This is a genomic window from Paenibacillus sp. FSL R7-0204 (genome assembly GCF_038002225.1).
Lineage (GTDB): Bacteria > Bacillota > Bacilli > Paenibacillales > Paenibacillaceae > Paenibacillus_AQ.
Map to the genome: position 1 here is coordinate 2,825,742 of NZ_JBBOCA010000001.1, position 22,161 is coordinate 2,847,902.

Annotated in this window: 21 protein-coding genes; 18 read left to right on the forward strand and 3 right to left on the reverse strand. The window is 55.3% G+C overall.

Annotation, left to right across the window (positions count from 1 at the left end; all coding sequences use genetic code 11):
- Positions 1-162: 162 nt before the first annotated feature.
- The 5 genes from lpdA to lipB all read left to right on the forward strand — a co-directional run bounded on the left by lpdA (position 163) and on the right by lipB (position 6,413).
- A complete protein-coding gene (gene lpdA / locus MKX42_RS12490; RefSeq protein WP_340752775.1) occupies positions 163-1,584 on the forward strand; it encodes a dihydrolipoyl dehydrogenase in 1,422 nt (473 codons plus the stop codon).
- A gap of 294 nt (positions 1,585-1,878) precedes the next feature.
- A complete protein-coding gene (locus tag MKX42_RS12495; protein WP_340752776.1) occupies positions 1,879-2,910 on the forward strand; it encodes a thiamine pyrophosphate-dependent dehydrogenase E1 component subunit alpha in 1,032 nt (343 codons plus the stop codon).
- Between the two features lie 3 nt (positions 2,911-2,913).
- Entirely contained in the window at positions 2,914-3,900 is a 987-nt protein-coding gene (locus MKX42_RS12500; RefSeq protein WP_340752777.1) for an alpha-ketoacid dehydrogenase subunit beta, read from the forward strand.
- Between the two features lie 305 nt (positions 3,901-4,205).
- Positions 4,206-5,621 carry a dihydrolipoamide acetyltransferase family protein gene (locus MKX42_RS12505; RefSeq protein WP_340752778.1) on the forward strand — a complete coding sequence of 472 codons (1,416 nt, stop codon included), beginning with the start codon at positions 4,206-4,208 and terminating at the stop codon, positions 5,619-5,621.
- A 60-nt stretch (positions 5,622-5,681) separates the two neighbouring features.
- Entirely contained in the window at positions 5,682-6,413 is a 732-nt protein-coding gene (gene lipB, locus MKX42_RS12510) for a lipoyl(octanoyl) transferase LipB (protein WP_340752779.1), read from the forward strand.
- On the opposite strand, the gene prli42 is transcribed toward lipB, so the two are convergent.
- Positions 6,410-6,511 carry a stressosome-associated protein Prli42 gene (gene prli42, locus MKX42_RS12515; protein WP_143803916.1) on the reverse strand — a complete coding sequence of 34 codons (102 nt, stop codon included), beginning with the start codon at positions 6,509-6,511 and terminating at the stop codon, positions 6,410-6,412. The genes lipB and prli42 overlap by 4 nt on opposite strands.
- Before the next feature lie 99 nt (positions 6,512-6,610).
- On the opposite strand from prli42, the gene MKX42_RS12520 reads away from it, so the two are divergent.
- Entirely contained in the window at positions 6,611-7,738 is a 1,128-nt protein-coding gene (locus tag MKX42_RS12520; RefSeq protein WP_340752780.1) for a M20/M25/M40 family metallo-hydrolase, read from the forward strand.
- Positions 7,739-7,905: 167 nt separating this feature from the next.
- Here MKX42_RS12520 and MKX42_RS12525 read toward each other — a convergent pair whose 3' ends face one another.
- A complete protein-coding gene (locus tag MKX42_RS12525) occupies positions 7,906-8,079 on the reverse strand; it encodes a hypothetical protein (protein WP_340752781.1) in 174 nt (57 codons plus the stop codon).
- A gap of 77 nt (positions 8,080-8,156) precedes the next feature.
- Between MKX42_RS12525 and MKX42_RS12530 the strand changes: the two genes are divergently transcribed.
- The 12 genes from MKX42_RS12530 to MKX42_RS12585 all read left to right on the forward strand — a co-directional run bounded on the left by MKX42_RS12530 (position 8,157) and on the right by MKX42_RS12585 (position 20,849).
- Positions 8,157-8,729: an NUDIX domain-containing protein gene (locus tag MKX42_RS12530; protein WP_051493868.1), complete on the forward strand. Its 573-nt coding sequence runs from the start codon at positions 8,157-8,159 to the stop codon at positions 8,727-8,729.
- The gene (locus MKX42_RS12535; protein WP_340752782.1) at positions 8,720-9,913 is read left to right on the forward strand and encodes an endonuclease Q family protein; all 1,194 of its coding nucleotides are present in this window, start codon (positions 8,720-8,722) and stop codon (positions 9,911-9,913) included. The genes MKX42_RS12530 and MKX42_RS12535 overlap by 10 nt, the downstream gene beginning before the upstream one ends.
- A 67-nt stretch (positions 9,914-9,980) precedes the next feature.
- On the forward strand, positions 9,981-10,616 hold the full coding sequence (spoIIM, locus tag MKX42_RS12540; RefSeq protein ID WP_340752783.1) for a stage II sporulation protein M: 636 nt from the start codon (positions 9,981-9,983) through the stop codon (positions 10,614-10,616).
- Positions 10,617-10,766: 150 nt separating this feature from the next.
- Positions 10,767-11,234: a ferric iron uptake transcriptional regulator gene (gene fur / locus MKX42_RS12545; protein ID WP_036732017.1), complete on the forward strand. Its 468-nt coding sequence runs from the start codon at positions 10,767-10,769 to the stop codon at positions 11,232-11,234.
- Between the two features lie 535 nt (positions 11,235-11,769).
- Positions 11,770-12,003 (forward strand): DUF4227 family protein, encoded by a 234-nt coding sequence (locus MKX42_RS12550; RefSeq protein WP_076086452.1) that lies wholly within the window; start codon positions 11,770-11,772, stop codon positions 12,001-12,003.
- 139 nt (positions 12,004-12,142) lie between these two features.
- A complete protein-coding gene (gene xerD, locus MKX42_RS12555) occupies positions 12,143-13,036 on the forward strand; it encodes a site-specific tyrosine recombinase XerD (RefSeq protein WP_340752784.1) in 894 nt (297 codons plus the stop codon).
- A gap of 198 nt (positions 13,037-13,234) precedes the next feature.
- A complete protein-coding gene (deoB, locus tag MKX42_RS12560; protein ID WP_076086447.1) occupies positions 13,235-14,413 on the forward strand; it encodes a phosphopentomutase in 1,179 nt (392 codons plus the stop codon).
- Positions 14,414-14,462: 49 nt separating this feature from the next.
- Positions 14,463-15,287: a purine-nucleoside phosphorylase gene (locus MKX42_RS12565; protein ID WP_036698291.1), complete on the forward strand. Its 825-nt coding sequence runs from the start codon at positions 14,463-14,465 to the stop codon at positions 15,285-15,287.
- 57 nt (positions 15,288-15,344) lie between these two features.
- Entirely contained in the window at positions 15,345-16,208 is an 864-nt protein-coding gene (locus tag MKX42_RS12570) for a purine-nucleoside phosphorylase (protein WP_340752785.1), read from the forward strand.
- Positions 16,208-17,539, forward strand: a complete 1,332-nt coding sequence (locus MKX42_RS12575; RefSeq protein WP_340752786.1) for a pyrimidine-nucleoside phosphorylase — start codon at positions 16,208-16,210, stop codon at positions 17,537-17,539. Before MKX42_RS12570 ends, MKX42_RS12575 begins: the two co-directional genes overlap by 1 nt.
- A 352-nt stretch (positions 17,540-17,891) precedes the next feature.
- Positions 17,892-18,152, forward strand: a complete 261-nt coding sequence (locus MKX42_RS12580) for a hypothetical protein (protein ID WP_340752787.1) — start codon at positions 17,892-17,894, stop codon at positions 18,150-18,152.
- A 219-nt stretch (positions 18,153-18,371) separates the two neighbouring features.
- Entirely contained in the window at positions 18,372-20,849 is a 2,478-nt protein-coding gene (locus MKX42_RS12585; RefSeq protein WP_445669316.1) for a hypothetical protein, read from the forward strand.
- Positions 20,850-20,968: 119 nt separating this feature from the next.
- On the opposite strand, the gene MKX42_RS12590 is transcribed toward MKX42_RS12585, so the two are convergent.
- Positions 20,969-22,018, reverse strand: a complete 1,050-nt coding sequence (locus MKX42_RS12590) for a serine hydrolase domain-containing protein (RefSeq protein ID WP_340752789.1) — start codon at positions 22,016-22,018, stop codon at positions 20,969-20,971.
- Between the last annotated feature and the right edge of the window lie 143 nt (positions 22,019-22,161).

Here is a 22,161-nt window from a genome sequence, read left to right on the forward strand (position 1 = left end):
TCGCTCCTCTTCGCAGCTCTTTGAATTCACCCATATGATAACGCTTTAACCTGCAAAAGTCCATGAATACATGACGTTTGTAAGTTTTGTATTACTCCCGAAAGAGAGTACAATATAATAGATTGAACTGAATTCAAGAGGAATGACTGGAGGATACATATCATGACAATGACCTGTGATGTGGCGATACTTGGGGGAGGCACCGGCGGTTATGTGGCAGCGATCCGCGCTGCGCAGCTGGGCAAATCTGTTGTCGTTATTGAAATGGACAAGCTGGGCGGAACCTGCCTGCACCGCGGCTGTATTCCCAGCAAATCACTGCTGCGCAGTGCAGAGGTATTGGCTGAAATCAACGAGAGCGAAAGCTACGGTATAGAGACTACGGGCACAAAGCTGGTGTTCCCCAAAGTGCAGCAGCGCAAGGAAGCGGTAGTGGAGCAGCTTCATCAGGGTGTGCAGTATCTGATGCGCAAGCATAAGATTCAGGTGCTGAAGGGTAAAGGACGGATCATCGGGCCTTCGATCTTCTCCCCGCGAAGCGGCGCAGTGGCTGTAGAACTGGAGAATGGAGAGATGGAGACTGTGGTCTCTACGAATCTCATCATTGCTACCGGCTCGCGTCCGCGTGTTCTGCCGGGCCTGGTGCCCGACGGCAAGGTGATTCTGAGCAGTGAGGAAGCGTTGACGCTTGAGGAGCTGCCGGCCTCGATTATTATTGTGGGCGGCGGGGTGATCGGAGTGGAGTGGGCATCCATGCTGGCTGATTTCGGAGTGCAGGTGACTGTCGTCGAGGCAGCCGGGCAGCTGTTGCCGCAGGAGGATGAAGAGGTGGCCCGCGAGCTGCTGCGTCTGCTGAAGAAACGCGGAGTCCGGGTGCTCACCGGAACAACGGTGGATGCAGAGACCCGCACAGTGTCGGAGACAGGGATTACGATTGAAGCCCGCAAGGGGGAGCAGAGCCAGACTCTATCGGCTGATAAGCTGCTCGTATCCGTAGGACGCGTGGCGAATATCGAGAATCTCGGACTTGAAAATACAGATATCCGCTTCGATACAGGTGTCATTGCGGTAAATGCCAATATGCAGACGGGTGAGCCGCATATCTATGCAATCGGCGATTGTATCGGAGGACTGCAGCTGGCCCACGCTGCCAGCCATGAAGGCATTCGTGCCGTCAACCATCTGGCGGGCGAAGCGCTCCATCCTTATGAGACTCATCTGGTTCCCCGCTGTGTCTATACACGGCCGGAAGTGGCAAGTGTCGGCTACACGGAGAAGGAAGCGAAGCAGCTCGGCCGTGAGACGGTGACAGGCAAGTTCCCGTTCTCCGCCATCGGCAAAGCCATTGTGTACGGCATGAAGGACGGCTTCGTGAAGGTGGTAGCGGACGCGAAGAACGGGGATATCCTCGGTGTGCAGATGATCGGCCCGCATGTGACTGATCTGATCGGCGAAGCGGCGCTGGCGCAGATTCTGGATGCCACACCTTGGGAGGTCGGGGAGGCTGTGCATGCCCACCCGACACTGTCGGAGGTGCTGGGCGAGGCGATGCTGGCGGTGGATGGAAGAGCAATCGGATTCTAGCGTGAGTTAAAGAGCTTAACAAGAAGGCCGGAGGGAGCGGAAGGCGTGTACTGCGCCAATATCGCTCCAAACCGGCTATATTTGTTCGGTTTCAGAGTTCCCGCTTGGCGGAGGGATTTTGACTTTTCTTTTTGCCGGGAAAACGATTATAATGAATTTAGTACCTGGTTATAGGATCAGGGCATATATACTAATATTAAGGTCAATCCGCCTGGCGGACGCGTCCTGAACCGGTTAGTGATAGCGGGGGCTGGAAGCTGGCGCCGGCAATACTTTCAAGGAGGTACCTCTTATATGGAATCCCAAGGTACTGTAGACACCGTTAACAGACATAAGCAGCTTGGACTCACAGACGGCCAGGTTATCGATATGTACAGATTCATGCAGCTCGGACGGAAGTATGATGAGCGCAGTCTGCTGTTGCAGCGTGCGGGCAAGATCAATTTCCATGTATCCGGCATCGGGCAGGAGGCGGCTCAGGTCGCGGCGGCATTTGCACTGGACCGGGAGAACGACTATTTCCTTCCTTATTACCGGGACTATGCGTTTGTCCTCTCTGTTGGCATGACCACGCGCGAGCTGATGCTGTCCGTCTTCGCCAAGGCGGAAGATCCGAACAGCGGCGGCCGGCAGATGCCGGGCCACTTCGGACACAAGCGCCTGCGGATTGTAACGGGCTCAAGCCCCGTCACGACCCAGGTTCCTCATGCGGCAGGCTTCGCACTGGCGGCGAAGATGCAGAAGAAGAAGTTCGTCTCCTTCGTCACCTTCGGGGAAGGCTCCAGCAACCAGGGGGATTTCCATGAAGCGTGTAACTTTGCCGGTGTGAATAAGCTGCCGATGATTATTTTTTGCCAGAACAATCAGTATGCGATCTCGATTCCTGCTCACAAGCAGCTTGGCGGCAAGGTCAGCGACCGTGCGCTCGGCTACGGCTTCCCCGGCATTCGGGTGGACGGCAATGATCCGCTTGAGGTGTACCGCGTAGTGAAAGAAGCCCGGGAACGTGCGCTTGCCGGTGAAGGCCCGACCTTGATTGAAGCGATGATGTACCGCTTGTCGCCGCACTCCACTTCGGATAATGATCTGGCTTACCGGACCCAGGAGGAAGTCGATGAGAACTGGGCAAAAGACGGCATCGCCGCGTTCCGCACCTATCTGACCGGACTCGGTCTATGGAGTGACGAGCAGGAGCGTGATCTGGCTGCTGAATATAATCTTGAACTGAAAGAAGCTATAACCTACGCGGAGAATGCGCCGTTCCCGAAACCGGAAGATACGCTGCTGCATGTCTACGATGAATCCGGCCTGAAGGGAGGCGCTTAAGCCATGGCGATGATGGAATATATCGATGCAATCCGGCTGGCGATGAAGGAAGAGATGGAGCGCGATGAGTCGGTGTTCGTGCTGGGTGAGGATGTCGGCGTGAAGGGCGGTGTCTTCACAACAACCAAAGGCTTGCAGGAGCAGTTCGGCGTAGAACGGGTGCTGGACACTCCGCTTGCGGAATCTGCTATTGCAGGGGTGGCCATCGGCGCTGCGATGTATGGCATGAAGCCGATTGCCGAGATGCAGTACTCGGATTTCATGCTGCCCGCAACGAACCAGATTATCAGCGAAGCCGCCAAAATCCGCTACCGCTCCAATAATGACTGGAACTGTCCGGTCGTCATCCGTGCGCCGATCGGCGGCGGTATCTTCGGCGGGCTGTACCATTCGCAGTGCCCGGAGTCAATTTTCTTCGGGACGCCGGGACTTAAGATCGTAGCCCCATATTCAGCTGCAGATGCGAAGGGACTGCTCAAGGCGGCTGTCCGTGATCCTGATCCGGTGCTGTTCTTCGAGAACAAGAAATGCTACAAGCTGATCAAGGGCGATGTGCCGGAAGGCGATTATACCGTGCCGATTGGTGAAGCGAATCTGCTGCGTGAGGGCAGCGATATTACGGTGATCGGGTATAGCCTGCCGCTGCATTTTGCGATGCAGGCAGCGGAGGAGCTGGAGAAGGAGCATGGCGTCACTGCACATATCCTGGATCTGCGTACACTCCAGCCGCTGGACCGCGAGGCGATTATTGCCGCTGTCCGGCAGACCGGCAAGGTGCTGATTGTCCATGAGGACAACAAGACCGGAGGCATCGGCGCTGAAGTGGCGGCGATCATCGCCGAGCATTGTCTCTTCGACCTCGATGCCCCAATCTTCCGCCTGTGCGGACCCGATGTCCCGGCGATGCCGATCTCACCGCCGATGGAGAAATTCTTCCTGCTCAGCAAGGACAAGGTCAAGGCTGAGATGCTGCGTCTGGCGCAGTACTAAGTTCAATAATTCATCCTGCCTGGACACCGCGACCGTGACCCAGGCAAGAATGTTGCAGAAAGTGCAGCTTGGATATGAAATAGATAGTGGATTGGGAAGAATGCTGCAGGAAAGACAACATTATGTCCGCTCAGCCGCCCGAATGAAGAGAATTGCTGCGTTATGTGCAACATTTTTGATTTTGGGCAGATTTTTATGAGCGAATGTTGTATAAAGTGCAGGATTTGATGGCTGACTTTCGAAGCCAGTTTTGTACGAAGCAAATTTAAGAAGTCCACGCTTACAAACCATTAAGGAGTGACATTATGTCTGACAATACAACGCTGACGGATGTAATTATGCCGCAGCTGGCTGAATCGCTGGTCTCGGCGACCATCGGGAAATGGCTGAAGCAGCCGGGCGATCCGATAGAGCAATATGAGCCGATCTGCGAGCTGATCACGGATAAGGTGAATGCGGAGCTGCCTGCAACGGTAGACGGCACCATGGCCGAGCTGCTGGCCGAAGTTGGTCAGACGGTCAGCGTCGGCGAGATCATCGCCCGCATCGCAGTGACTGGCTCCGCTGCGCCAGCCGCTGCAGCCCCGTCACCGGCAGCTTCCGGTGACGCCCCAGCCCCAGCGGCTGCCCCGCAGGCGGCCCACGCCGCCGCGCGGCCGCCCGTGCCCGCTGCGGCTTATGACGCCGCAGCTCCAATGCGCGCCCGTTACTCTCCGGCTGTGCAGTCGCTGGCCGCCGAGCACGGCATCAACCTGGCGGCCGTGCCGGGCACCGGCCTGGGCGGACGTATCACACGCAAGGATGTGCTCACGTTCCTGGAGAACGGCGCCTCCGTTCAGCCGCCGACACCCGCGGCAGCCCCTGCTGCTGCGCCTGTACCTGACGCCGCCCCTGCACAGGCTGCGCAGCAGCCTGTGTTCCAGCCGGTTCAGGATGAATTTCAGCCGGTGCGCAATTCCGGCCTGCACCTCAGCGAATCGCCGAAGATTCCGACGATTGAGATTGAAGGCGGACGGGGCAGCAGCTCGGAATATCTGATCGATGTTACGCCGATCCGTAATACGATTGCTACCAGAATGCGCCAGAGCGTCTCGGAGATCCCGCATGCCTGGACGATGATCGAGGTCGATGTGACCAATCTGGTGGTGTTGCGCAACAAGCTGAAGGATGAGTTCAAGCGCAAAGAGGGCATTAACCTGACCTATCTCGCTTTTCTGATGAAGGCGGTGGTCAGTGCAATCAAGGATTACCCGATCATGAACTCGGTCTGGGCCGTTGACAAAATCATCGTCAAACGCGACATCAACATCTCGCTGGCCGTAGGCACAGAGGATTCCGTAATGATACCGGTCATCAAGAAGGCCGATCAGAAAAATGTTGCCGGGCTGGCCCGCGAGATCGAGGAATTAGCGCTGAAGACACGCGAAGGCAAGCTGCGGCTGGACGATATGCAGGGCGGTACGTTCACGGTGAATAATACCGGCTCGTTCGGCTCGATTCTGTCCTACCCGATTATTAACTATCCGCAGGCGGCGATTATAACCTTTGAATCTATCGTCAAAAAGCCTGTCGTCATCAATGATATGATTGCCGTACGTTCGATGGCGAATATCTGTCTGTCGCTGGATCACCGGATTCTGGACGGAGTCATCAGCGGACGGTTCCTGCAGCGCGTGAAGGATAATGTGGAAGGCTACACCCCGGAGACGAAGCTCTACTAAGTAAGGCGGCTGCGGACCCCTGGGACAGGGAGAATGAGAAGCAAAGGGGAACTTACGATCATGGAGAATCTGAACCTAAGCAAACTTACAGTTACCATTCTTCCGGTGATGGAGTACGGAGCGGCCTGGGAGTTGCAAAAGGAAGCGGTGCATGCGATTGACGCGGGCACTGCTTCCGAGCAGCTGATTCTGCTGCAGCATCCGCCCACATACACCATCGGTTCGCGGAAATCTCCGGAGCATCTGCTCCTCAGCGGGGAACAGCTCAGGCAGCAGGGCATTGCGCTGTTTGAGATTGACCGCGGGGGAGATATTACATATCACGGGCCCGGCCAGCTGGTCGGGTACCCGCTTTTGAAGCTGGGCGAGAACGGCAAGGTTGATCTGCACGGCTATCTGCGCAAGCTGGAGTCGGTGATTATTGCTTTTCTTAAGGCCTATGGAATTACGGGAACCCGCAAGCAGGGGTATACCGGGGTGTGGGTCGGTGATGAGAAAATCTGTGCAATTGGCGTAAAGTTCAACAAGTGTAAATTCCGCCGTGGGTTTGTCACCAGTCATGGCTTCGCCTTCAACGTATCGGCCGGGATCGGGCAAAGCGGCTTCACAGGCATTATCCCTTGCGGGATTGCGGAATACGGAGTGACCTCGCTTGAGGAATGTACAGGGCGCGCTTTTGACATCGGGACGGTCGCTGAAGAGCTAGTGCCTTATTTCCTGGAGCAGTTTCCGTATAGCCAAACAGCGCCCGGGGAACCCGGACGCTGTTACTTAAGCGCTAAGCGTGATTAACCTGCGAGGAACGGTTCGATGACGAACAGCACCGTAGAGGCGATCATAGCGAACAGCATGATGTAGATGATAATGCGAAACCATTTTTGTCGTTGCATGAGTGACTCCTTTGAGATTAGTGTAAGTTATGAGCATAAGCCCACAATTGAACGCAGTACAACCATTGTAACGTATCTGAGAAAGAGAGGGAAGTCCATATGATATCACAAGACCGATTGATCCATGAGTTCATGGAGCTTGTCCAGATTGACAGTGAGACCCGGAATGAACGGCAGATTGCCGATGTGCTTAAGGAGAAGTTCAGCAGCCTGGGGCTGACTGCGGTGGAGGACGATTCGCAGGAGAGAACGGGGCACGGAGCCGGCAACCTGTTCGTGACCTGGCCTGCGGACAGCGGAGTGAGCGCGCCGAAGCTGCTGTTCACGTGCCATATGGATACCGTGGTACCCGGCCAGAAGATCAAGCCTGCCCTGGGGGAAGACGGCTGGATTCGAAGTGATGGCAGCACCATTCTTGGAGCGGATGACAAAGCGGGACTGGCTGCCCTGTTCGAAGCGATCCGGGTCATTCAGGAGCAGAAGCTGCCGCACGGCCAGATTCAGTTCGTCATTACGGCAGGCGAAGAGTCCGGGCTGATGGGCGCACGTGCGATGGACCCGGCGCATCTGGATGCAGACATGGGCTTCGCGCTGGATTCCAACGGAGAAGTGGGAGCCATCGCGATTGCAGCACCGGCACAGGCGAAGGTAACGATGCAGATCTTCGGCAAATCTGCCCATGCAGGCGTGAACCCGGAGGATGGCATCAGCGCCATACAGGTAGCGAGCAAAGCGATCTCGGCGATGAAGCTTGGACGGATCGACAACGAGACGACTGCGAATATCGGCAAGTTCGCCGGCGGCGGACCGACGAATGTGGTCTGCGACCATGTCCAGCTTGATGCGGAGGCCCGCAGTATCGTGCAGGAGAAGGTAGAGCTGCAGATTGCCTCCATGCGGGAGGCGCTGGAGACTACAGCACGCGACCACGGCGCGCAGAGTGAATTCCGCAGCGAGATCATCTATCCGGCGTTCAGCTTTAATGGGAATGATCCGGTTGTTCAATTGGCTGACCGGGCGATCACTTCGCTGGGCCTGACGACCCGGCTGTTCGCTTCCGGCGGCGGCAGTGATGCCAATGTGTTCAACGGGCTGAACGTTCCGGTTGTGAATCTGGCGGTTGGCTACGAGGATATCCACACCACGAAGGAGCGGATCAAGGCCGCAGACATCGTCAAGGTGGCCAGCCTGGTTGTAGCCATTGTGGCCGAGAGCCAGAAGGGCTAAGCCGAATAAGAGGCTGTGCAGGGACTGGCCAGGGCAAAGCTTTTGCTAAGGCGGTCTGCTGCCGCTTAAGAATAACATTAAAGGAGCTGCTTCCGGGATGATCCGGGAGACAGCTCCTTCTTATACCCTGGAATATCATAGACGCTGACCGGAAGAACGAAGCGGCATTATCCAGCCTGGGAAGCTTTGATCCGCGAATCTGCCTGGAGCAGCAGGATGTAAGAGAGGGGCATATCGCGCCCGTATTGCTTCATCCACCCGGCCATTACGGCCATAATCTGTTCCGGTTTACCTACCATTGTAACTGCGGATGAGCTTGCTTGGACAAGGATGTTATTCATGCCTGCATTCCTTCTTTCTTCTTAAGTTTGCTATAATACACCCTATGCATAACGATGCCAAAGGAGACCACAAATCTATGAAAAAAGATGAAATAAACCGCAACCCCGCATTGGATGAAGAAACATTGTCAACGAAGCCGATTTTTGCAGGCCACATTATTTCGCTTCAGGTGGATACCGTGAGGCTTCCTGACGGCAACACCGCAACCCGCGAGGTCGTGAAGCACCCTGGAGCTGTAGCCGTGCTGGCCTTGAATCAAGGTAAAATGCTGGTCGTGGAGCAGTACCGTCAGCCGATGCACCGTACCGAGGTGGAGATTCCCGCAGGCAAGCTGGACCCGGGTGAAGATCCGCTGGCGGCTGCGGGCCGTGAGCTTCAGGAGGAGACCGGATTTCATAGCGGGGGGCTGAAGCTGCTGAAGTCGTTCTACACCTCTCCCGGCTTCGCCGACGAGATCATTCACCTCTATGTGACCGAGGATGCCCAGCCGGGCGAGATGGCGCTGGATGAGGATGAGTTCCTGGAGGTCTCGGAGCTGACGCTGGAGGAAGCCTACCAGTACATTGCGGACGGACGTATTGCCGATGCCAAGACGATGATGGCGGTCTATGCCTGGCATCTCTACACGCTGACAGGCCAATGGCACTAGCGGCGGAACTCAGCAGCGTCTATTGCGATCTGCATGTGCATATCGGACGGACCTCAGAGGGCCAGGCGGTCAAAATCAGCGGCAGCCGTGATCTGACCTTTGCCGGAATTGCCCGGGAAGCGGCGGAGCGCAAGGGGATTGGCCTGATCGGCATTATCGACAGCCACTCACCGGGCGTGCTGCGTGATATTCATACCGCGCTGGATTCTGGTGAAATGACGATAGCCGCAGGCGGCGGAATTGCGTACCGGGGGACCACGATCCTGCTGGGAACCGAGATTGAGATCCGTGAGCCCGGGCGGCGGGAGTGCCATGTCCTGGCCTTCATGCCGGACCTTGGAACGATGGAGGATTTCAGCACCTGGATGAGCGCCCATATGCGTAATGTGAATCTCAGCTCGCAGCGCCTGTACGCCCCTTCCAGGGTGCTTCAGGACGAGATTACCGGGCGGGGCGGGCTGCTGATTCCGGCACATATTTTCACGCCTCATAAGGGGCTCTATGGCTGCGCGGCCGAGCGGATGGCTGAGTTATTCGATCTGGACCGCATCGCGGCGGTGGAGCTTGGCCTCAGTGCGGATTCAGAGATGGCAGGGTATATCTCGGAGCTTGACCGTTTCAGCTTCCTGACCAATTCCGATGCCCACTCCCTCGGCAAAATCGGCCGCGAGTACAATGTCATCGAGATGCGGGAGCCCTCTTTCGAGGAGCTGAAGCTGGCGCTCCGGCGCTCGGAAGGACGCAGGGTCAGCGCCAACTTCGGGCTGAATCCCCGGCTGGGCAAATATCACCGGACCTATTGCGGCGGCTGCGGCAGCATCATCGATGAAGCCTACAGCACCTCGGAGCGCTGCCCGTATTGCGGCAGTCCGAAGCTGGTCCAGGGTGTGCTGGACCGCATTCTGCACATTGCCGACCGTCCGCTGCCGCAGGTTCCGGAATATCGGCCTGCGTACCATTACCAGGTGCCGCTGGAGTTCATTCCCGGCCTCGGCAAGCGTAAGCTGAACCAGCTGCTGGAGGCTTTTGGCACAGAGATGAACATTCTGCACCGGGCTGCGGAAGCCGAGCTTGCCGCTGTAGCGGGAGCGGAGCTGGCCGGGCTGATCGTGCTGGCCCGTACAGGACAGCTCGTGCTCTCCTCGGGTGGCGGAGGCACCTACGGCAAGGTGCTCAAGAACTAAGGACAAGTCATAGATCAGGACATTCCCTCATATGGTGTAACATGTGACCGGAAAGGGGAATGTCAGGGTGCGCAGTCTAAAGCTGATGGTGAAGGAACAGACGCCTCTATATATTTTTGTCGCGGTATTATTTCTGGTCGGGGTGGTCTTCGGAGCGCTTATCGTCACTGCGCTTACGCTGGATCAGCAGCAGGAGCTGGGCGATTACTTAAGCAATTTCTTCGTGACGGTCGATCAGCAGGGACTGCCTGCCGCGCAGGATTCATACTGGAGCATCGCCGCCTTTCATCTGAAGTGGGTCGGCCTGATCTGGGTGCTCGGCTTGTCCGTGATCGGACTTCCGGGCATTCTGATTCTGGATTTCCTCAAAGGCGTGCTGATCGGCTTCACCGTCGGCACTCTCGTCAGCCAATATTCCTGGCACGGTATGCTATTCGCCCTGGTCTCCGTCGCTCCGCATAATCTGGTGCTGATTCCAGTGCTGCTGGTATGCAGCGCGGCGGCCCTCGGTTTCTCCCTGCTAATGATCCGCAGCCGGGTACTGGGACAGCAGCGCCGCACGCAGATTACCCATCCGTTCATGATGTATACGCTGCTCTCCCTTGGGATGGCGCTGCTGGTGATGGGAATCTCGGGCTTCGAGGCTTGGGTGACACCGGTGATGATGCGCTGGGTGACGCCTCTTCTGGTGTCGGCCGGATGAGGAAGAATTTTCAAATATGGAGGATCTGTGAATGAATGGGCCAGCCCTGTCGAGATACTAAAACCGTTTGACTTCTTAAAGGAAATCCCCCTATAATGGAAGAAGTGGCTTGAAGCCCGGTGTGGTAATTTTCCAAGGGGGAGGCAGACAATGGAAGCCCGAATAGACAAGATTAAGCAACAACTACAATCCCAAGGATACAAGCTTACACCTCAACGGGAAGCGACCTTAAGAGTTCTCCTGGAGAACGAGGATGATCATTTAAGTGCGGAAGATGTATTTATGCTTGTGAAAGAAAAGGCGCCCGAGATCGGTCTTGCCACCGTGTATCGTACCCTGGAACTGCTTAGCGAGCTTCATGTCGTGGAGAAGATCAATTTCGGAGACGGTGTGGCCCGCTATGATCTGCGTACGGATACGGCGAAGCATCATCACCATCATTTGATTTGTGTACAGTGCGGAAGTATGGATGAGATTCGTGAGGATTGGCTCGGACCGCTGGAAGAGCGGCTGGAGCAGGAATATAACTTCACGGTGGTTGATCATAGACTTGATTTTCACGGAATATGCCACCGCTGCAAGGATAAGAATCCGGCAGAGGACAATACTCCCGAATAAGCGTATATAGAACGTGGACTTAAGAATGCTTCATTGCGATATTCCTAAGCTCATCTTCAGATGAAGCATGACCGCGCAAGCTCTCCCCCGGCTGAATGGCTGGAGGGGAGCTTTTTGATTGCCGGGAGAGCAAGGAAAGCGGGCTGGGGCGGGGAATGAAAGGGATAAATCCCATTGAATCCGCTGAAAGTGGGCTGGACGGGCAGTTGAAGCTGAGTAATGAAGAGCACAAGTGCCCCTGAATTCGGCAAACGTGGACTAAACAGGCGAATAAGGTGTAAAAGTGCACCTGATTTCGGCAGAGCCGTCTCAGTGAGAGCGGCCAGGGAGCCAAATATTACTTAACATACATAACACGGCCCTCAGGCGCATAAAGTGAAGGACGAGTTCTGCTCACATTCTTTCTGTTCACAACCCTTCTGCCCGCATTCTTTCTACTCGCCGCACTTGCCTGCACTTACCCAAGTGTAGCAGAAGGGGAGCATATGCAGGATGCAGAAGCAGACGCTGATATCATTTTGAGGAGGCTGCCTGGATGATTATTTCTCTGCCCCGCACGGTGCGCCGGCTGTATTTCATGACGATGCTTGTGGCGGTAAGCTGTGTACTGTATTATGTTTTGAGCTGGGTCAGCGCATGGATTAGTCCGGCCCGCAATGTTGAGATTCCGGAAGGCACCGCCGTCCGGGCGTTTCAGGATGTCCAGTATGGGGAGCAGGGGATAAGTGCGGGGGATCGCCTGCGCCTATTTTACTGGTACGGGGAGTAACGGGACGGATTGCAGGATTAAGGGAGAAGTATGTCGAATCAATCTATAGCATGTCATGGAACAACGCTGTTCCGGCTGCTGGACCCCATCCGCTGCGAAGCCGCATGAAGCAGCCTGAGTCTGACAGGAGCGTGAATTGATGAAGTCATACTTACAGCCGTTTATGCAGTATTTGTCCGGGGACAAAGGATTGTCTCCTAGTACGCTGGAATCCTATGGACGGGATATATCGCAGTTTCTGGAGTTTGCGGAAGAGCGCGGCCTGGACGCGGCAGAAGAGATTAGAAGAACACATATTATGCTTTATCTGGGCGCCCTGCGCGGAGCAGGGAAGGCAGCAGCCACGGTGAACCGGAATACGGTATCGCTGCGCGCCTATTTTCATTTTTTGCTGAAGGAACGGGTGATTGTCCAAGATCCTACGCTGGATATGGAAGCCATTAAGCCGAGTCACAAGCCGCCGATCATTCTCAGCATTGAGGAGATCGAGCGTCTGCTGGCAGCTCCGGACGAAGCTGCTCCCCAGGGGATGCGAGATAAGGCAATGCTGGAGCTGCTGTATGCGACGGGTATCCGTGTGACAGAGCTGATCTCGCTGAATGTGGAGGATGTGAACACCAGCCTGCGGTTCGCTCGCTGCAGCGGCGCCTCCGGCAAGGAGCGTGTGGTCCCGATCGGCGTCATTGCTGCGGATTGCGTAGCCCGTTATACCTCAGGGATGCGGGACAAGCTGCTGCGTGCAAGCCCGGAGGAGCCTGCGCTGTTCCTGAACAGTCTGGGCGGACGGCTGACCCGTCAGGGCTTTTGGAAAATCATCAAAAAATACGCGCGTGAAGCCCAGATTGAGCAGGACATCACGCCGCATACCCTGCGCCACTCCTTCGCTGCGCATCTGCTGGAAGGCGGGGCGGACCTGCGCTCTGTGCAGCAGATGCTGGGCCATTCCGATATATCGACTACTCAGATTTACAGCGGAATTGCCCGCAAGAATATGAAGGAGGTCTACGAGAATCATCATCCCCGGGCGAAATAGCCGGCTGCTCAGGCATGAGGGACTTTAGAAATAACGGGCAGGCGGATCTGTTTGGCCGAAAAGATGCTTTTTGTGAGTAAGAAAGTTATGATGGAATCATACTGAAGAAATCGCTCCCGGGAGAGGTTCTCCCGGAGTTTCTTCATGCTTAGAGCATAGGGCAGAATTATGCAAACTATAAAAGGAGTGAAGACGGCAATGTCCTCATTTAAACGCATCGGATTTATTGTTCTGGACAGTGTAGGTATCGGTGAAGCGCCGGATGCTGCTAATTTCGGAGATACAGGCTCCCATACGCTCGGACATATTCTGGAGCGGGTTCCGGGTCTTAAGCTTCCGAATCTGCAGCAGCTTGGGCTGGCGAATATTGCGCCGCTGCCGCCGCTTGAACCGGTAACTGCCCCTACAGGCTACTACGGTAAAATGCAGGAGGTATCCGTAGGCAAGGACACGATGACCGGCCACTGGGAGCTGATGGGGCTGAAGATCGAGGTTCCTTTTAACACCTACTTTGACGGCTTCCCGGCGGAACTGATTGAGAAATTCGAAGCGGCTACCGGACGCAAGGTCATCGGCAACAAGCCAGCTTCCGGTACCGAGATTCTCGTGGAATACGGCGAGGAGCAGATGAAAACGGGGGCATGGATTGTCTATACCTCGGCGGACAGCGTATTCCAGCTTGCGGCACATGAAGATATTATTCCTCTGGAGGAGCTGTACAGCGCCTGTAAAATCGCCCGTGAGCTGACTATGGCTCCCGAATTCTCCGTAGGCCGTGTGATTGCCCGCCCTTATGTCGGCGAGCCGGGAAATTTCGTACGTACACCGAACCGCCATGATTATGCGGTGAAGCCGCCGGAGCCAACGGTGATGAATGCGCTGGAGGATATCGGCAAGGATGTGATTGCTGTCGGCAAGATCAATGATATTTTTACCGGCGAAGGGGTAACCGCAACTTATCCGACCAAAAGCAATGAACACGGCATCCAGATTACCATCGACGAGCTGCGCAAGCCGTTTAACGGATTCCTGTTCACCAATCTGGTGGACTTTGATTCCCTCTACGGCCACCGCCGTGATCCGGAAGGCTACGGCCGTGCGCTGGAGGTATTCGATCAGGCGCTGCCTGAGCTGCTCAGTACTCTCGGTGAGGATGATCTGCTGATCATCTCCGCAGACCATGGCAATGACCCTATCCATGCCGGAACGGACCACACGCGCGAGTATGTGCCGCTCTTGGTCTACAGCCCGAGATTCAAGACTCCCGGCAGCCTCGGCATCCGTCAGACCTTCTCGGATGTGGCCGCCACAATCGCCGATAACTTCGGGGCGAAGGCTCCGCAGTACGGGACAAGCTTCCTATCTGAATTACAGTAATCACACCACAGATTGAACTGAATTTATGAAAAAAGAAGGAGTGTAACCCATGACCACTATAACCTCAAGCAAAATTCAAGAAGCAGCCGTATATATCAAAGATAAATGCACCGTCGCCCCCGAAATCGGGCTGATCCTGGGCTCCGGCCTCGGCGTTCTGGCGGATCTGATCACAGATGAAGTTGTTATTCCTTATCATGAGATTCCTCATTTCCCGGTGTCCACGGTTGAAGGACATGAAGGTGAGCTGCTGATCGGCATGATCGAAGGCCGCCGCGTGGTCATGATGAAGGGCCGCTTCCACATGTATGAAGGCTACGGCCCTGAGGTTACAGCCTTTCCGGTTCGTGTGATGAAGGAGCTGGGTGTAACCAGCCTGCTGGTCACCAACGCTGCCGGTGGCGTTAACACCGAATACACACCGGGCGATCTCATGCTGATCACAGACCACCTGAACCTGACCGGACGCAATCCGCTGAGCGGACCGAATGACAATGCGCTGGGCGTACGGTTCCCGGATATGTCTTCAGCTTACAGCCCGCGTCTGATTGCAGCCGCCAAGGAAGCTGCTGCGGCACTGAATTTCGAGTTCAAGGAAGGCGTATACGCCGGTCTGCTCGGACCGAACTATGAGACTCCTGCTGAGATCGTAATGCTGCGCCGCCAGGGAGCAGATGCCGTAGGCATGTCCACCGTATCTGAGACTATCGTTGCCCGTCATGCCGGGATTGAAGTGCTGGGCATTTCCTGTATCACCAACATGGCAGCCGGAATTCTTCCGCAGCCGCTGAATCATGCAGAGGTAATGGAGACCGCTGAGCGTGTGCGCGAGCAGTTCCTGAAGCTTGTGCTTGCTTTTATCCCCAAAATGTAGGTACTGCTTCACGTACGCGTTATTCTATACACAATCCATATCCGGGAGGATCAATCGATGACAACACCAACCACAGTCCCATACGGCACTCAAGTTCAGGAAGCTGCTGCTTATATTCAATCCAAATTCGGCGGTTATACACCGGCAATCGGCCTTATTCTGGGTTCAGGACTTGGAGACCTGGGCGACCAGATCGAAGATGCAGTCTACCTGCCTTATGAAGAAATTCCGCATTTCCCCCATTCAACGGTAGAAGGTCATGCCGGACGGTTCGTGATCGGTAAGCTGGAAGGCAAGGATGTTATGATCATGCAAGGCCGTTTTCACTACTATGAAGGTTATGAGATGCGCAAGGTAGTCCTTCCGGTCTATGTAATGGCTAAGCTGGGCATCGGCACGCTTGTCATTACCAACGCTGGTGGCGGAATGAACAGAGCGTTCAAGGCAGGCGACCTGATGCTGATTACCGATCACCTCAATATGACTGGCGACAACCCGCTAATTGGACCGAATGATCCGGAGCTCGGCGTAAGATTCCCTGATATGTCCAGTGCGTATGACCCAGAATATATTGAGCTTGCGAAAAAGCTTGCAGGCGGAGTTACTGGTGTGGACGGTGAAGCGCTTGTCCTGCAGGAAGGCGTATATGCCGGCATCAGCGGCCCGACTTATGAGACCCCGGCTGAGCTGAAAATGCTGGCTTATCTCGGCGGCGATGCCGTAGGCATGTCCACCGTGCCCGAGGTTATCGTAGCCAGCCACAGCAAGCTGCGCGTGCTCGGCATTACCTGTATCACAGACATGGCGATCGGCGATGAGCTGGAGCCGCTCACCCATGAGCAGGTAGTTAAAGTGGCGAACCTGACCAAGCCTAAATTCATCGGACTGGTGCGTGCCTTCGTCCGTGAGGTGCAGGTCTGATGCGTGCCGTTGATCTCATTCAGAAGAAAAGAGACGGCGGTGAACTCAGCCGCGAAGAAATCGCTTTTCTGATTCAAGGCTACAGCAAGGGGGAGATCCCGGATTATCAGATCTCCGCTTGGGCAATGGCTGTGTATTTCCGCGGTATGAACGCGCGGGAGACCGGCGACCTGACCCTAGAGATGGCGATGTCCGGTGACCAGGTCGACCTTAGTCCGATTGCGGGCATCAAGGTGGACAAGCATTCTACCGGAGGCGTGGGTGATAAGACGACGGTTGTGCTTGCACCGCTGGTCGCAGCGGCCGGAGTTCCTGTAGCCAAAATGTCCGGGCGCGGCCTGGGCCACACCGGAGGCACACTGGATAAGCTGGAGTCGATCACAGGCTTCTCGGTGGAGATGGACCGGGAGCGGTTCTTCGCCCAGGTGGGCGAGATCGGCGCAGCTGTGATCGGCCAGTCCGGCAACATCACGCCAGCAGACAAGAAGTTGTATGCCCTGCGTGATGTGACGGCCACAGTGGAATCCATTCCGCTTATTGCCAGCTCCGTCATGAGCAAGAAGATTGCCGCAGGTGCGGACGCCATCGTGCTGGATGTGAAGACCGGCAGCGGTGCGTTCATGAAGACGCTTGACGATTCCATTGCACTCGCCCAGGCGATGGTAGATATCGGCACTCACCTTGGCCGCAACACTGTAGCGGTCATCAGCGACATGGACCAGCCGCTGGGCTTCGGCATCGGTAATGCCCTTGAGATCAAAGAGGGCATCGAGACCTTGAATGGCCACGGTCCTAAGGATCTGCAGGAGGTCTGCCTGATCCTGGGCAGCCAGATGCTTGTACTTGGGGGCAAGGCAAAGGACGAAGAAGAAGCACGTTCCATGCTGCTGTCCCATATCGGGGACGGCAGTGCGCTGGATAAGTTCAAGCAGATGGTGTCGGCCCAGGGCGGCGATGCCTCACAGATTGATTCTCCTGACACCTTGCCCGCTGCCCGCAGATTCATCGAAGTCAAAGCTGCGACCGCAGGCTATGTGGAGAGCATCCAGGCTGAAGAGATCGGTGTGGCCGCGATGCTGCTCGGTGCCGGACGCGAGACGAAGGAGTCCGTGATCGATCTGGCGGTCGGCATTCAGCTCTCGCTGAAGGTCGGCGACGCCGTGGCCGCAGGCGATACGCTGGCAGTGCTGCATGTGAACGATGCCAGCGAGAGCAAGGTGCAGGAGGCCGAAGCCAAAGTGCTGGAGGCTTATCGCATCTCCGCCCAGCCGGTTCCGCCGCAGCCGCTGGTTTTTGCACTGGTGACCAAGGATGGGGTAACGCGTTACTAGCCGGAACGGAACCTGCACAATTAAGCCTATTCATACGAACAAGCCGTACGAATCAGCATATTGCTGGCGTACGGCTTGTTTTATTTTTGATAAGGAAATTATGATTTACGTCCGATGTGGATAAGTAGTGCATAAAGTTGGGGGAAGTGTCTTGGAGCCTCGGCAGGATGACTACATTCTGGATCAGTAATAGGAATGACTTCGCTGATTTCACCGAACACATGGACAGCGCGTGGTCATCTGGGCCGGATACGGTCGAAAAACCGACTACATTCGGTACGGCAGAGGCATGTGGGCCGGATATGGTCGAAAACCGACCACATTCAGTGCGGCGGAGGCGTGTGGGCGGGATATGGTCGAAAAACCGACTACATTTAGTGCGGCGGAGGCGTGTGGGCGGGATGTGGTCGAAAAACCGATTACATTCAGTGCGGCGGAGGCGTGTGGGCGGGATATGGTCGAAAAACCGATTACATTCAGTGCGGCGGAGGTGCGAGGGCGGGATGTGGTCGAAAAACCGATCACAATGGGGATGCCGCAGGCATTTTGTTCTGAAGACATCCGGGTAATTCCTTCACCTTTTCCCTACAAACATAGTAATTCCCTTACATAACATAACCTGAATCTCGTAACGAATGGAACCAAATCACTGATTCTAGGGTCAATAGCATACGCAGTTGAAATTGGCTTGAATAGGATAGACTACATTATATTTTATTACCGGATTCATATGGAAGGAGCCGATAGGTTCTGGATGAATCTGCAGTTCATTTAATAGAGATTGACACTTTCAGCAATGCAGCAGCTAATTTATGGAGAAGGAGGCCAGGGAATGGCGGTATGGAATACGGGGCCTATTGAGAATAATGCTGTAAACGGCTCAAGACCAACGATATCATCGACTGTAATAATCGCCAATCAAAGTACAACCCAGACCGTGATCGTCGTAACACAGGGTTACAATCTCAGTGGGATCAGAACATTATTTATCTTGAGCCAGGATGAGATTTTACCCAATACGGTGATTTCAAGAAATTATTACAGTAATCTTAATTCCTTTGAATTTGTATTTACAATCACTGGCGGTGCTGTTGATAACACAGAAATATCTGTATGGGGAAAAGGAAGTTCAGGACAGCTAACTACCCCTCATCGCTTAGTTTCTGCAGAATTACTAGGTTATTCTGGAGGGGGTGGTGTGACAGGGGCAACGGGAGCGGCTGGTGTAACTGGAGCCACCGGAGCGACAGGCTTGACGGGAGGTACGGGAATCACCGGGGCCACAGGCGTAACAGGAGCTACCGGAGCTACGGGTGCAACCGGGGCAACTGGAAGTACAGGGGCAACGGGAGAGACCGGAACCACAGGTGTAACAGGAGCGACGGGAGCGACTGGAGTTACGGGAGCCACCGGAGCAACTGGAGCAACGGGAGTAACGGGAGTAACCGGGGCAACGGGTGCAACGGGTGCAACCGGAGCAACTGGAATTACGGGGGCAACGGGTGAGACCGGGACCACAGGTGTAACGGGAGCGACTGGAGCAACCGGAGGAACTGGAGTTACGGGAGCCACCGGAGCCACCGGAGCAACTGGAATTACGGGGGCAACGGGTGAGACCGGGACCACAGGTGTAACGGGAGCGACTGGAGCGACTGGAGCAACCGGAGGAACTGGAGTTACGGGAGCAACCGGAGCAACCGGAGCAACTGGAGCAACGGGAGTAACCGGTGCAACGGGTGCAACCGGAGCAACTGGAATTACGGGGGCAACGGGAGAGACCGGAACCACAGGTGTAACAGGAGCGACGGGAGCCACCGGAGCAACTGGAATTACGGGGGCAACGGGTGAGACTGGGACCACAGGTGTAACGGGAGCGACTGGAGCCACCGGAGGAACTGGAGTTACGGGAGCCACCGGAGCCACCGGAGCAACTGGAGTAACCGGAGCAACCGGAGTAACAGGAGCTACAGGCGCAACAGGAGTCACTGGAGTAACGGGAGCCACCGGAGCAACTGGAATTACGGGGGCAACGGGTGAGACCGGGACCACAGGTGTAACGGGAGCGACTGGAGCGATTGGAGCCACCGGAGGAACTGGAGTTACGGGAGCCACCGGAGCAACTGGAGTAACAGGAGCTACAGGCGCAACAGGAGTCACTGGAGTAACGGGAGCCACCGGAGCAACTGGAATTACGGGGGCAACGGGTGAGACCGGGACCACAGGTGTAACGGGAGCGACTGGAGCGATTGGAGCCACCGGAGGAACTGGAGTTACGGGAGCCACCGGAGCAACTGGAGTAACAGGAGCTACAGGCGCAACAGGAGTCACTGGAGTAACGGGAGCCACCGGAGCAACTGGAATTACGGGGGCAACGGGTGAGACCGGGACCACAGGTGTAACGGGAGCGACTGGAGCGATTGGAGCCACCGGAGGAACTGGAGTTACGGGAGCCACCGGAGCAACTGGAGTAACAGGAGCTACAGGCGCAACAGGAGTCACTGGAGTAACGGGAGCCACCGGAGCAACTGGAATTACGGGGGCAACGGGTGAGACCGGGACCACAGGTGTAACGGGAGCGACTGGAGCGACTGGAGCCACCGGAGGAACTGGAGTAACGGGAGCCACCGGAGCAACTGGAGCAACTGGAGTAACCGGAGCAACTGGAGTAACCGGAGCAACCGGAGTAACAGGAGCTACAGGCGCAACAGGAGTCACTGGAGCAACTGGAACTACAGGAGCCACCGGAGCAACTGGTGTAACAGGAACAACAGGAACAACAGGAACAACAGGAACAACAGGAACAACAGGAGTCACTGGAGCAACCGGAGTAACAGGAACGACAGGCGCAACGGGAACAACAGGAGTCACAGGGACAACAGGTGCTACCGGAGCTACCGGAGCTACAGGTACACCTACTCTGGCATTTTCCAATACTGCAGGCTCGATAGCGGTCTATCCGCCATTGAACACAGAAGTCATTGTTGTTTCGGTGACTCAGAACGAAGTGATCTCTCAGCAGCTGAAAATAGATTACGCTATATCATTAGAAGCGATCACTTCGTCCAACTGGTCACTTGTTGCTGAACTTCGTATCTACCGCTCTGCTACTTTGATCTCTACCAGAACACTTAACCGTAGCGGAAATGCATCGGGAACGCAACGTTTTCCGATTGCGGACACTTATGTTGATACAGCTCCGGCTACTGCTTCTGTATCCTACCAAGTTCGTGCAATTGTTACCACGGATAGCAATATAACCTCAGCAACAGTTATCAATCGAAATCTCAATATTATTACTTTCACTCCCTAATTCCGCTCCACCCAGCAGACTAAAAGTAAAATAGCCTTAGCCCAGAAACTGAGCTAAGGCTATAAATGCATCTGAGGACAATTGAATCATACTCCGTAACTGCTAAACGGAACATACCGCTACCCCACCGGCAGATAGCCCTCCACGGCAGACATCATCATATAAGCCCCGTTGCTCTTGTTACAGAGAGCAGTAATGGTTATGCCGCGTTCAGGATAATAGGCGGAATGGAAGCTGATCCCGGGATCGTAGCCCATGATATGGTACTTTAGCACCTTCCCGCTGGGGCCGGTTTGTATCCACACGCCGTAACCATAATAGCTGTCCTTCCGCTCATAAATATGCGGTGTCAGCAGCAGAGCGGTGGTCTCTGCCTGTAACAGCTTGTGTTCAAGCAAGCCGCTCCACAGCTTATGCATATCCGCCGCCGTAACAAATGCCCCTCCGTCCCCGCCTCCGACCACCGGAATGGAGTAGATGTTGCTGGTCTTTTTCCCATTGCTGCTGTCAATGTATCCCTGAGCGGTGTGGGCCGGAAGCGCATCAAGCGCGAAGTAACCGGAATCCTTCATCCCGCAAGGCAGAAAAATATACTGTTCTACATATTCCGTGAACGGTTGCCCGCTGACGGCTTCTACGAGCATAGCAAGCATGATATATCCTGCATTGTTATAGTGAAAACGACCGCCTGGGGCAAATTTCATAGGAAGTCCAGCAAACAGCGGGAGGAAATCCGCAGGCCGCCTCAGCGTGTACATCGGGGTCTCCTTCCATAGTGTCGCGAAATCCTCCATCTCTTCTTCATCGAAGTAATCCGGTATGCCCGAGCTGTGAGTCAATAGCTGATGCACGGTGATCGCTGGGTCGAACAATGGGAATTCCTGCTTCGGCAAGATGTCTAGTATTTTGGCGTCAAAAGAAAACAAACCTTGCTCTGCGAGCTGGCAGACCGCAATAGCGGTAAATAGTTTGCTGCCGGAAGCAATGGCGAAGCGGGTGTGGGCCTGGTTGAGCCGTACGTCCCCGATATTAGCTATCCCAAAAGCTGCGGCTGCAAGGACATGCTCCCGTTCCGTCACTTGTACGACCCCTGAGAACCCCGTCCGCCGGGCCTCTTCACTGATAATCTGGACCAGCTTGTCCTTATTAATCTGATGTGCAGGCTTCATCGTATGAAGCACCTCCTGTCTGAAAATAAGCATCAGTACCCTGTTATATTTCGCTGCTTGGGAGAATTAACCTTTATTCATTGGCGGTAAGCCGCAAGAGTGTACGCTGCGCGTAAGGTTTATCTGCAAAGGACAAGAAATGC